The sequence below is a fragment of the Thalassotalea litorea genome (assembly GCF_005843925.1).
GTDB lineage: Bacteria > Pseudomonadota > Gammaproteobacteria > Enterobacterales > Alteromonadaceae > Thalassotalea_A > Thalassotalea_A litorea_A.
This window is the reverse complement of sequence record NZ_VCBC01000023.1, coordinates 1-12,630: the sequence shown is the minus strand read 5'-3', so window position 1 is coordinate 12,630 and position 12,630 is coordinate 1. Positions and strand designations below refer to the sequence as shown.

The window sequence follows — 12,630 nt, the reverse complement described above, 5'->3', positions numbered from 1 at the left end:
TCGTAATATTCGGTAATTGAATTACCGCAGGTTATGGACGAGCAATAAAGCCTACCGCTTCATATGCCTTTGATAGCACCGATGATGCTTGAGCTGATGCTTTTTCAGCACCACTTCGCATTACTTCATTAAGAAATGCCTGATCTTGACGGTACTGATGGAACTTTTCCTGAATTGGCGCCAACATCTCAACAACCGCCTCAGCGACATCCCCTTTTAAATGGCCATACATCTTATCTTCATAAGCCGGAACCAGTTGTTCAACGGTTTGGCCGGTCGCACAGGATAATAAAGACAATAGGTTGGAAACCCCTGGTTTTTCCTGAACATCAAAATAAATGCGAGCTTGTTCGTCGGAATCGGTCACTGCACGCTTAATTTTCTTGGTGATTTTCTTTGGATCTTCTAATAAACCAATGAAGTTGCCTGGATTGGTATCTGACTTAGACATTTTTTTAGTGGGCTCTTGCAAGCTCATAACCCGGGCGCCAAATTCTGGAATATATGGGTCAGGCACAGTAAATGTATCGCCATAGATATTATTAAAACGATTCGCAATATCCCGAGCCAACTCAAGATGTTGTTTTTGATCATCACCTACCGGAACGCGATCAGCCTGATACAATAAAATATCGGCAGCCATTAACACCGGATACGTAAATAAGCCGGCATTCATATTGGCTTCTGCCTTTTGCGACTTATCCTTATACTGAGTCATGCGATTCAGCTCACCCATTTGCGTGTAACAATTTAATATCCAGGCAAGTTGTGAATGCTCGGGCACATGAGACTGAACAAAAATCGTGCTTTTTTCGTGATCGACACCACACGCCAGATATAACGCCAGACCATCAAGACAAGCATTGCGCAATGCCTCGGGTTCCTGACGTACCGTGATCGCATGTAAATCCACTAATGAATAAAAACATTGATGATCGTCCTGCATCGCAACCCATTGGCGTAGTGCGCCAAGATAGTTACCTATGGTTAATTCACCTGATGGCTGACAGCCACTTAATACAACAGGTTTTGACATAATTTTCCTTCACATTAGCACTTGCGCGTGCCATTCAATCAAATTTAACTATTTTCGTGTTGCGTTAACGCCGAACGCATCTGGGTAATTGTTTTGCGATAATCCTTGCTGGCAAATATCGCAGAGCCGGCAACAAACATATCCGCTCCTGCTGCTGCCACATCACTGATATTATCCAGGTTAATGCCCCCATCAACCTCCAGCTTTATGGACAATTGTTGTTTATCAATTAACGCTCTGGCCTGACGAATCTTGTCCAATGTAGCGGGAATAAAGGATTGTCCTCCAAACCCAGGATTGACCGACATTAATAACAATACGTCAATCTGTGTTAAAAAAGGGATCGCCTGTTCTAATGGAGTCGATGGATTGAGCACTAACCCGGCTTTACAGCCGTTTTCTTTGATAAGCGCTAAAGTCGCAGCTACATCCTGACTTGCTTCAGGGTGAAACGTAATAATGTCCGCGCCAGCGTTTGCAAAAGGAGGTATTAGGGCATCCACCGGCTCGATCATCAAGTGCACATCAATGACGGCACTAATGCCATAGTTTCTCAGAGATTTGCAAACCATAGGCCCTACCGTCAGGTTAGGGACAAAGTGGTTATCCATGACATCGAAGTGAACCACATCGGCACCGGCATCGAGCACATTAGATACGTCTTCTCCAAGTCGGGCAAAATCCGCCGACAATATAGACGGTGCAATTAAATAATCTGGCATTCTACCCCCTTTAATTTCAAGCGCTACTTTAACGAAATACGAGGTTAATGAAAAGAAAAACGCTTTGCACCATCAAAGAAAGATATGCTCGAAAATAGTGCAACATTAGTTCTTTATATCACCCAAACGATAGATTAACCGAAGGCTTACATTTTTGTAACCTCATAGAATACGGGGTGTAGGAAGAAAATACCGGCGAAACATTAGAATTGGCACAATAGTTGAAACTCCTAGGTTAATAAACATTAAATAACAACAATTTAGTAAAAATAAATCTAAGGAACGATAATGAAAATAATGAGCAAAGCAGCGCTAGCTATTTCAGCAGCATGTATGATGACAGTTTCCACTTCGGCTGCTGCCGAAATTAGCGGTAATGTTGGCCTTGTGTCTCAATACTTCTTCCGTGGTATCGCACAGACCTATACGGCTTCTGCCAGTGCTGGTGTGGATTACGAAGCCGGTGGTTTTTATGTCGGTACTTGGGCTGCAGACGTACAAGACGGTATCGAAGTTGATTTTTATGGTGGTTACGGTTTCGAAACAGACGGTGGTTTAGGTTTTAGCGCTGGCGTTACCTCTTATCAATATACCGGTGATTTTGATTCTGCTTATAACGAAGTTAACCTTGGCTTTAGCTTTGGCATGTTTTCAGCTACCTACAATATTGGTCAACACAAAGAAGAATTTGACCTAGGTATTCCTGAATCTGACTATGATTTTTTCACTTTGTCTTTAGAACATGAAGGTTTCTATGCAACGTATGGTTCATGGGGTAAAGACTTTGACGGTGATTATGTTGAAGTTGGTTATGGTGCTGAAGTAGCGGGTTTTGACGTGGGTGTTGCACTTATTGCTAACTCTGAAGAACTGGATTTAGAAACAGGTGAAGGCGATGAGTCACTTGTTTTTAGTATCGGAAAATCTTTCTAAGAAAAGTTTATCATTCTCCCAATGATAATAGCCGGTGGGTAATGCCACCGGCATTTTGTACATGGATGTACTTTGTCGCAATATCACCTTTCGAATATTACAAAATTCCATAAATCCCTTTAAAGTTCCTCCTCTTTTATTGTTCCGGACAATCCGAGAGTTTCGACTTCCATATCGTTAGTGCGCCATGGATTGATGCATATTCCCATTTGAGCCTATTTAGGTAAAAAATAATGACATAAAGGTTAGGCTTTAAAGCACCTTATTAACCAAGCAAATATCCGTCTTTGGAAAATGTGAACTTTCTTTAAAAAAATGCTTTTTTGTTTTATTTTCTAAACATAATATCTCGACTCAAGTAGAAACCCTATGTTAGTGTGTATTAAATCGAACACTTAGATACTGAATTAACACGTTATGACGAATACCGGAACTCACCATCTTCCCAACCCGATGGTTGGTGTCGTTTGTGATTTGGAAATAATAGGTCCACATCCATTTCATATAGCGGGCCATAAGTATATTAATGCGGTTGTTGATGGCAGTAAATGCACGCCCGTATTAATCCCAGCACTTGGCAACCTAGAGCAATTAAATCAACTCGTTACTACGCTGGATGGGGTTTTGCTGACTGGCGGCTATTCCATGGTGAATCCTGAGCATTATGACGGGGCGAAACCCGACCCAGATACTAAGCTAGATGCCGATCGCGATAGCACCACACTACCCTTGATTAATATGGCGATAGCTGCCGGTGTGCCCATTTTAGGGATCTGTCGGGGCTTTCAGGAAATGAACGTTGCGCTGGGGGGAACTTTGCATCAAAAACTCCATGAAACGGGGCAATATATTGAACACCGGGAAGATAAAAATCTCACCTTAGCACAGCAATATGATTTGGCGCATTCGGTGCGTCTGAATTCCGGTGGCCAGTTACAGACAATATTTGATAGCGACACCATCGAAGTCAACTCATTGCATACTCAAGGCGTCGACCAATTAGCACCAACCTTACTGCCGGAAGCGGTAGCAGAGGATGGATTGATCGAAGCTTTTTCCGTGACAGACGCACAAGCCTTCGCCATCGCCGTACAATGGCACCCGGAATGGCAATTTCACAATAATGTATACAGTCGCAAGCTATTTTCTGCTTTTGGACAAGCTTGCCAACATCGACAACAGGTAAAAAATAACCATGGATAACATTAAACAGTGGCTAATCGACCATAAGATTGAAGAAGTGCAATGTGTCACCAGCGATCAAACCGGTGTTGCTCGAGGAAAAACCCTGCCAGTATCCAGCTTTATTGATGGCGCTAAGGTGAAACTGGCAGAAGGTGCGATGTTGATGGCTGGCAGTGGCGATCTTATCGAAGACAATATCTTGTTTTCACTGATTGATGAGCGGGATATGGATATGATCCTCAAACCGGTTGAAAATGGCTGTTACGTTTTGCCTTGGGCGAAGAAACCGACCGCCATGATAATCCACGACGGATATTCTCACCTTGGTCATGAATTTGATCTGGTGCCACGAAACGTACTAAAAAACGTTCTGAAACTTTATCAGCAACAAAACTGGCAACCGATAATCGCTCCGGAAATGGAATTGTATCTGACCGCCAAATGTGCCGATCCAAACCAACCTTTGCAACCACCACAAGGTCGTTCAGGTTATCAAGAAATCGGCCGACAATCGTTTGGCATCGAAGCCACCGATGAGTTCGCTCCCTTCATTGATGATGTCTACCAATGGGCAGAGCAAATGCAGCTGCGCCTGGATGCAGTTGTGCATGAAGAAGGCCGTGCACAATTTGAATTTAATTTAGTTCACGGCGATCCGCTGATGATGGCCGATCAGGTCTTTGTGTTTAAGCGCATGGTCAAAGAAGCGGCCAAAAAACACGGTTTTACCGCCACCTTTATGGCTAAACCCATCAGTGGGCAACCGGGTAGTGCAATGCACATCCATCAAAGCGTCGTCGATGCCACGACCGGGCAAAACATCTTTGCCACCGAAGAGGGTGATACCGAGCTATTTCATCATTATATCGGCGGTTTGCAGACCTATACACCTGACGTTATGGCTATCTATGCGCCAAATGTAAATTCCTACAAACGATTTGTAGCTGGCATTGCCGCTCCGGTTAATTTGCAATGGGGATTAGAAAACCGCACCGTTGGATTACGGGTGCCTGAATCGCCAGTGCAAGCTCGTCGAATTGAAAACAGATTACCTGGCGCCGACTCGAATCCATACCTGGCCATTGCTGCCAGTTTATTGTGCGGCTATCTGGGAATGATTGAGAAAATTGAGCCTTCCGAACAGACATTAACCAAATGCAACAAAACCCGTTCAACAGCTTTACCGCTAAATATCGATTCGGCATTATCCCGAATGATAAACAGTGCAAAAGTTAATGAGTATTTGGGTGAGCGTTTTGTTCAGGGGTTTACCGAAACCATAAAAACCGATTACGAAAATTATAAAAATGTTATTTCCAGCTGGGAACGACAATTCTTACTAAATACAGTGTAAGTTGAGAATCACTATGCAATCAGAATTACAACAACTTAACAACGCCCATCACCTTCAGCCTTTTAGTGACAACAAAGCGCTGGCCAAATCCGGACCGCGTATTATTGAGCGCGCTCAAGGTGTTTATTTCTACGACAGTAATGGCAATAAATTTCTCGATGGTATGGCAGGTCTTTGGTGCGTTAATTTGGGCTATGGCCGCAAAGAGTTGGCGGACGTTGCGCATCAGCAAATGAACCAATTGCCCTACTACAATCTGTTTTTTCAAACGACCACCACCCCAACAACCAAGTTGGCCTCAAAAATTGCCGAGTTGGCACCGGCGCATATGAATCGGGTATTTTTTACCGGTTCGGGTTCTGAAGCCAATGATACCAATTTTCGCATGGTCCGACGCTACTGGGATTTAAAAGGCCAGCCTAACAAGAAGACCTTCATTAGCCGCGCTAACGCCTACCATGGTTCGACGGTAGCGGGAGCAAGTCTTGGTGGTATGGACTATATGCACAAACAGGGGGATTTACCGATTCCCGGCATCGTCCATGTTGACCAACCATACTGGTTCGGCGAAGGCCAGGACATGTCTGAGGATGACTTTGGCATCAAGGCCGCGCAATCATTAGAGCAGAAAATTCTCGAAATTGGCGAAGAAAATGTCGCGGCATTTATCGCCGAACCTTTCCAGGGTGCAGGCGGCGTTATCATTCCACCTAAGACCTACTGGACTGAAATTAAACGCATTTTAGCTAAATATGACATCCTGTTTATTCTTGATGAAGTTATTGCTGGCTTTGGCCGCACGGGTGAATGGTTTGCCTGTCAGTACTTCGACCTGAAGCCTGATCTAATTACCATCGCCAAAGGCATGTCCTCGGGTTACCAACCCATTGGCGGTGTGATCGTCTCCGACAAGGTTGCCGATGTATTAATTGAAGAAGGAGGCGATTTTAATCATGGTTTTACCTACTCCGGGCACCCGGTAGCGGCCGCTGTTGCGCTTAAAAACATTGAGATCCTCGAACAGGAACGCATTGTTGAACGTGTTAAAAACGAGATTTCGCCTTATTTACAAAAGCGCTGGCAAGAATTAGCAGACCACCCGCTCGTTGGCGAAGCCAGAGGGCTTGGCATGGTCGCTGCGATTGAACTGGTAAAGGATAAGTCGACCAACGAGCGCCTCGAAGCCGATTGTAAGGGCGGTGGCATTTGTCGGGACTTTGCGGTTGCGAATGGTTTGGTTATGCGTCCATGTGGCGATACCATGATTATTTCTCCACCATTGGTAATTACTAAAGATGAGATCGACGAACTCATTAGTAAGGCGAAGAAAACCCTGGATGACACAGCCAACTTTTATGGTATAAGTACTACGGACTCTGATAAGTAAATTGTCATCCGGCTACATTAAACAAAGGCTAGAATTTAAACAGGGTAGACAAACACAGTAAGTGTTGGCACTACACCCGACCTCAGGAAGCCCTGTAAAGTTTCCTGAGAGTTTTGACTAGCTCTCATATGAATAATAATTGGTATACATTACCTTTGGATATGATAATTGCCGCGTCCAACAGTGACTGTTGGACGTTTCCAAAAAGAAAATAAATAAAGGAAACGCAACCATGGCAGCGGAAAGTTCTTGGAACCAGAATATGACTAAAACCATTGTTAAACATTTTCATTCCTGGGGTTATCAGGCATTTAAATATTTAGTTTACGGCTTACTTGCCTACAACGTAGCGTTGTTTTTTCAAGAAGAGTCACTCGCAGCGCAAGTCACCTTTTCTTCTGGGTTTACGTTTAATTCAATCATTGAAGCATTCTCTTCAACCATAGATACCGGTGCTTGGGTAGTGTTATTGCTACTGTTTGAACTGGAAACCTATGTTCTGGAAGACAATAAAATCCATGGTGCAACCAAGTGGTCTTTACATGGCGTGCGCATTTTCTGTTATCTGTTTATCCTCTATGCCTTTTATGGCTATTGCACCAAGCTGGGTTTGCTAAATGGTTTTTCTGTAACCACAATTACCGACTTGTGTTCGTTAGGTGGCAACTGGCAATACATGACCACCTTGAATGAATATGTACCCTTGACTCAGGAAAATTGCCAAACGTTTAGCAACGCAGGAGGCTTGTTCAGTAATCCTGATATCCAGGTGATCACCAATAGCGATGATATGTTCTCGACACAAGGATTGGCCTGGGTAGATGTTATCAATGCCGGTGCCTGGTTGTTTGTGGTGTTTATGCTTGAGCTTGACGTGCGCATTCAACTTGGACGGGTAAATAGCGTCTTTTGGACAAACTATAGTCATCTAATTAAGGGGATCGTTTATTCCATCCTGTTGATTGCCGCCATCTTTTGGGGATTTGAAGGCGATTTCATTGACTTTTGGGATGCATTCTTATGGCTTGTAGCATTTTTCCTAATCGAAATGAATGTGTTTGAGTGGCAAGCGGAAACCGCACAAGATACACCGGATGCCCCTAACGAATAATTGCTATCAAGACATTAAAAAACCCCGAGTCATTCGGGGTTTTTTACTTTGCATGCGTTAGTTAGCTACAAAAACAGACTCGCCGGACAAAATCGTTTCCAGCACTTTAACCTGATGGATTTTATCGGCTTGAACATCAAACAAGTTGTTATCGACAATCACTAAATCTGCCATTTTGCCAACCTCTAATGAACCAATTTGGGTTTCCATATTTAGCTGAAACGCTGAACCCAGGGTATAGCCTTTGATCAAACTGGCAATATCCAGGCTTTCATTTTTATTCGGTTGAACTTTGGCATCGGGCTCTCCCGGAGTTTTCCGGGTGTGACCAATTTCCATATTAAAAATCGGTGACATACCAAGACTTCCCGCGCCAGTGGCAGGAAAATCACTACCAAACGATAATATAACACCGGCTTTGCTCAAACTATTGAAACGAAAATAGCGATTGAACTGGTCGCTGCTGACAAATTCTTTACCATATTCATCATAGGAAGCCCACAAAGGCGTGCTTTGGGCGATAACCCCTAAACTTGCAAAACGTTCAACATCCGTATCGGTCATCACCTGGACATGGCAAATTGTAAAGCGGTTGCTGTGTTGAGGAAACGAGTGCTTTACGGTTTCAATCGCATTGAGAGCCTGAGTAATTGCCCGCTCGCCTAACGCATGAATATGGACATCCATTTCCGCCTCTGTTGCCTGAGACAGTAATTGCACCATTTGCGGTTCACTAAATACTGTTTCACCACGATTACCAGGTTCTCCCTGATAATCTTCATGCATAGCAGCGGTCTTTCCCTCGATAGTGCCATCATTCATAATTTTCAGCATGTTAATGTGATAACCATCACCTTTCGATTGCGAACGCTTTGCAATCGCTCTATCCACCCCTGTGGCAAAATGTTCCTGCGAGTTAACCATATGAGCACCGATATAGCGCACCGTTAACTGCTGATTCTGTGCAAGGTTTTCCAGAACAGATAACTGCACATTATCGACATCCATGGCGCCAGCATCAAAAACTGAGGTGATCCCGTAACTATTCATAATGTCAATCACATCGCCAGTTCCTAACGCGACACTGTCGGCGGTAATAATACCCAGTTTCGCGACCGCATCCATCGCCGTATCTTCGAGCAGATATCCTGTAGGCTGATTATCAACATCACGTTTGTAGTAGCTAAATCCCGGGACTGGATCCGGCGTATTGGCGTCAACACCTAACATCTCTAACGCTTTTGAATTGACCCATCCACCATGAAACCCTTCATCCACAATCAATATGGGTTTGTCGGCGACAATCTCATCAAGGCGCTGCTTTGATGGGCCATCAGAGCCAAACGCACTGGCAAGAAAACCATATCCAAATAAAACCTCATCATCCTGATGCTGCTGCGAATATTCCTCAATTTGCTGATACCAACGTTCTGGGCCTGCAAAGGTATCCAAAGACAAACTACGTATATACGCGCCCCCCATTACCGGATGCGCATGCGAGTCGATAAATCCGGGTAACAGCATATTGTCGCCAAGTTGTTGTACGTCGGTAGTTTCGCCAATGTAATTTTCGACGTTTTGCTTATCACCAACAAAAATTATCTTACCATCCTTAACGGCAATGCTCTGCGCCCAGGCATTTTGTTCATCAACCGTATAGATATGCTTGCCAATAAAGACTCTATCGGCAATCACTGTTGGCGGCTCGCTATCCGATTGACTGCAACCGGCGAGTAGCGCCAATAAACCGGCTATAACTATGCTCGTTCTCATCCTTTGTTCCTTATTGTTATTGTTGTGCGTGTTTTTGTACTTAAACTTTTGTTGGTTATTGCTCAGGAAGCGTTAACCGAACATTTTGTGATACATCATTCCTAGCGCGAATAATGGCGAACGTAAATACTTGCCACCGAAAAATCGCATATGTTTTACCTGCTCGAATACCTGCATGCGTTGCGAATCGCCATGAATGTGTTCCGCGATTAGTTTTGCTGCCATATGGGTGACGTTAATGCCATGGCCAGCATACCCCTGGGCATAATAAACATTGTTTTGCAGCCGCCCGATTTGCGGCAATCGATTCGCACCAATCCCTATCATCCCTCCCCACTGAAATTCGATCTTTGCTTGCGCCAATTGCGGGAAAACCTGAGTCATTTTCGGTCTGAGTACAGCTTCGATACTGTGTGGATCCCGTCCTGAATAATGACAAAGGCCACCAAATAACATGCGACTATCGGCCGATAATCGGAAGTAGTCGAGATCGACACGTTGATCACAAATCGCATAATCACTGGGAAGTAACTGCTCACAAACGCTTTTTGGCAGTTGTTCCGTGGCGATGATATAGCTTCCGGCAGGCAGCACTTTGCCGGTAAGTTTCGGCTCGAGATTATGCAAATAGGCGTTACACCCGTAAATCAGTGTCTTTGCACTGACGTGGCCCTGGGCGGTACAAATTTGATGGGTATCACCGAAGCGCACGGATTTAACGGGCGATTGTTCAAAAATCTGAGCACCATTTTGTTGTGCCGCAATCGCCTCGCCAAGACACAAGTTTAACGGGTGCAAGTGGCCACTGCCCATATCCACAAGACCGGCAAGCGCCGTTGTCGACCCGATAACCTGCTGTTGTACTTGCCGTTCATCCAGAAATTTAATCTGATGAGGGTAGCCACTTTGCTGTAATTGTTCGTAGCTTTGTTGCAGATATTTAATATGTTTTGACTGATTCGCAATATCGCAATAACCGAGCTTTAGGTCACAATCGATGTGATATTTTTCTATCCTGTTTTTAACAACCTGCAATGATTCGATACCAAACCCAGCAATTAAATCAATCCCCTCCTGGCCAATTTGAGATTTAAATTTATTGAGGTCATGACCAATACCACGGATCAGTTGCCCGCCATTCCGACCGGATGCGCCCCATCCTATCGTGTTGGCTTCTAATACTGCCACGGAATAACCACGTTCAGATAATTCGACCGCACTGGCTACGCCAGTAAAACCACCACCGATAATGCAAATATCGACCGCCAGGTTTTGCTGTAATTGTGGAAACCGAATTGGATGTTTCTTACTGTATTGATAGTAAGAATTTGCATCGCCATTACTATATGTCGCCATTGTTCAATATCACCATGTCTTAACTGGATGTGCGATTTAACAATCACTTGCGTAAACTATATTTAACATATAGTACCGAAGAATCCCCCTAACATCGACTAAAATAAGCACAGCTGCTTATCTTTTTGAGTTGTTTTTCAGACAAATTATTAACGCTCAAAATATACACGATTCGAACCTTGCAATCGCCTAGCTGTTCGTCACTGTTGCATACATTATCTCTTGCTCTGTTTCGCAATCATGCAGGACTAAACAGTAATCCGAGGCATTGCGCTCGCTTTGAAATATTGAACACAATTGCTTTATTTTTTTTACACCGATATATTAGGGTCTGTGACCTGACAATAACTCCTCAAAGCACAAATAAGGAATAGGAATGGACGTTGGTGCAAGACTCAAAGCTGTGCGCATTTTAAATAATCTGTCACAACGTGAACTGGCAAAACGCGCTGGCGTCACAAACAGTACCATCTCCATGATTGAGAAAAATAGCGTTAGCCCATCAATCAGCTCTTTGAAAAAAGTGTTAAATGGTATTCCGGTCTCGCTCGTCGATTTCTTCTCAGAAGAGCTCCATTCAGAAAAAACTCAGCAAGTTGTCTATAACCCGGACGAATTAATGGAAATTGGTACCGGTGATATTCTTATGAGTCTGGTGGGTAAGGCGTTTCCGCGTCGACAAATGACCTTTCTTATCGAAACCTACCCGCCAAATTCCGATACCGGAGAAGAAATGCTGCAAAACGATGCGGAAGAAGGTGGCTATATTGTAGAAGGTAAAATTGAATTAACCGTCGGCAACGAAGTCTATATTTTAGGTAAGAATGACAGTTATTATTTCGATAACAATCAACCCCATCGCTTCCGTAACCCCTACAAGAAAGTGTGCAAAATTGTAAGTGCGACGACGCCTGGGAATTTCTAGTGGGAACTGGGGTTTCCTGAGTACATATCATAAATGATACTTCGGGCACGTGACAGAAAACGTCATTTAGAGTACACAATCAAAGATTGTTCCGGGTTGCCGACATGGACGTTGGTATGCAGAATTTGTCAGGAACTGAAATTCTGTACCCGCGACGAAAAACGTCGCTTTGAGTACGCTGATGTCATCAGCTCCGAGTACACGCTGTTTCGAGTTGCCTATATGGATATAGGTATGTCGACAGCGTCTGGAACTGGCTGTCGATTCATGCAACCTAACCTCGCGTCATTCCCTGACACTACAGGGAATCTATCGTCACCGATTGAACGGCGGCTATGTGCCAAACTCGGTCCGTTAGCAATTGCTAATATACGATGATTTTTGAGGGCTAAAGTAACCGTATATTGTTATTCAAAAACTATTCTTAATTAACTGAAGAAAGGGCTGAACAGCGACGCTAAATAAAAAATAGGAACAAGACTATAAGCCAATAAACAGCCTGTAAAGCACACTTTTAAATCTGCTGTCTCATGACCATGCTTCGCCATTTTGAAGCCAACATAACTTGGGACAGGATATGTAAGCATGATTAAGAGAATAACCCAATTCGCTATATTTTTGTCTGAACCAGGTGCGTCAAAAATAAAAACGGACATAAATAAGGAAACTGGCCAAGCGATTATCGCGATAGCTGGTACTACAGCTAAAACCAATAACGGTATTGATAATGGATGGCTATGAGTTGGTTGCATGATTCCTTTTCTCTATGTCTCTAGCTCGCTCGTTAAAGACGTCCACTTAACTGAAAAACTATGTCATTTATTAATCGTCTACAAGTGGTAAATCAA

The 12,630-nt window shown here is 43.8% G+C and carries 11 protein-coding genes; 6 read left to right on the top strand and 5 right to left on the bottom strand.

Annotation, left to right across the window (positions count from 1 at the left end):
• Window positions 1-31 precede the first annotated feature (31 nt).
• A complete protein-coding gene (trpS, locus tag FE810_RS16450) occupies window positions 32-1,036 on the bottom strand; it encodes a tryptophan--tRNA ligase (protein ID WP_138321675.1) in 1,005 nt (334 codons plus the stop codon).
• Window positions 1,037-1,080: 44 nt separating this feature from the next.
• Window positions 1,081-1,758 (bottom strand): ribulose-phosphate 3-epimerase, encoded by a 678-nt coding sequence (rpe, locus tag FE810_RS16445; RefSeq protein WP_138321673.1) that lies wholly within the window; start codon window positions 1,756-1,758, stop codon window positions 1,081-1,083.
• Between the two features lie 288 nt (window positions 1,759-2,046).
• On the opposite strand from rpe, the gene FE810_RS16440 reads away from it, so the two are divergent.
• The 5 genes from FE810_RS16440 (at window position 2,047) to FE810_RS16420 (ending at window position 7,728) form a co-directional block, all read left to right on the top strand.
• Complete coding sequence (locus FE810_RS16440) at window positions 2,047-2,691, top strand: TorF family putative porin (protein WP_138321671.1); 645 nt, start codon at window positions 2,047-2,049, stop codon at window positions 2,689-2,691.
• A 417-nt stretch (window positions 2,692-3,108) separates the two neighbouring features.
• Window positions 3,109-3,894: a gamma-glutamyl-gamma-aminobutyrate hydrolase family protein gene (locus FE810_RS16435; protein ID WP_138321669.1), complete on the top strand. Its 786-nt coding sequence runs from the start codon at window positions 3,109-3,111 to the stop codon at window positions 3,892-3,894.
• The gene (locus FE810_RS16430) at window positions 3,887-5,230 is read left to right on the top strand and encodes a glutamine synthetase family protein (protein WP_138321667.1); all 1,344 of its coding nucleotides are present in this window, start codon (window positions 3,887-3,889) and stop codon (window positions 5,228-5,230) included. Before FE810_RS16435 ends, FE810_RS16430 begins: the two co-directional genes overlap by 8 nt.
• Window positions 5,231-5,243: 13 nt before the next feature.
• Entirely contained in the window at window positions 5,244-6,617 is a 1,374-nt protein-coding gene (locus tag FE810_RS16425) for an aspartate aminotransferase family protein (protein WP_138321665.1), read from the top strand.
• Between the two features lie 232 nt (window positions 6,618-6,849).
• Window positions 6,850-7,728, top strand: coding sequence for a hypothetical protein (locus tag FE810_RS16420; RefSeq protein ID WP_212744528.1), 879 nt, complete (start codon window positions 6,850-6,852; stop codon window positions 7,726-7,728).
• A 57-nt stretch (window positions 7,729-7,785) separates the two neighbouring features.
• Here the strand turns inward: FE810_RS16420 and FE810_RS16415 are convergent, their stop codons facing one another.
• Both FE810_RS16415 and FE810_RS16410 read right to left on the bottom strand, forming a co-directional pair.
• On the bottom strand, window positions 7,786-9,501 hold the full coding sequence (locus tag FE810_RS16415; RefSeq protein WP_138321663.1) for an amidohydrolase: 1,716 nt from the start codon (window positions 9,499-9,501) through the stop codon (window positions 7,786-7,788).
• 72 nt (window positions 9,502-9,573) lie between these two features.
• A complete protein-coding gene (locus tag FE810_RS16410) occupies window positions 9,574-10,857 on the bottom strand; it encodes an NAD(P)/FAD-dependent oxidoreductase (RefSeq protein WP_138321661.1) in 1,284 nt (427 codons plus the stop codon).
• A gap of 376 nt (window positions 10,858-11,233) precedes the next feature.
• Between FE810_RS16410 and FE810_RS16405 the strand changes: the two genes are divergently transcribed.
• Entirely contained in the window at window positions 11,234-11,782 is a 549-nt protein-coding gene (locus tag FE810_RS16405; protein WP_138321659.1) for a cupin domain-containing protein, read from the top strand.
• Between the two features lie 428 nt (window positions 11,783-12,210).
• Here FE810_RS16405 and FE810_RS16400 read toward each other — a convergent pair whose 3' ends face one another.
• Complete coding sequence (locus tag FE810_RS16400) at window positions 12,211-12,534, bottom strand: hypothetical protein (RefSeq protein ID WP_138321657.1); 324 nt, start codon at window positions 12,532-12,534, stop codon at window positions 12,211-12,213.
• Between the last annotated feature and the right edge of the window lie 96 nt (window positions 12,535-12,630).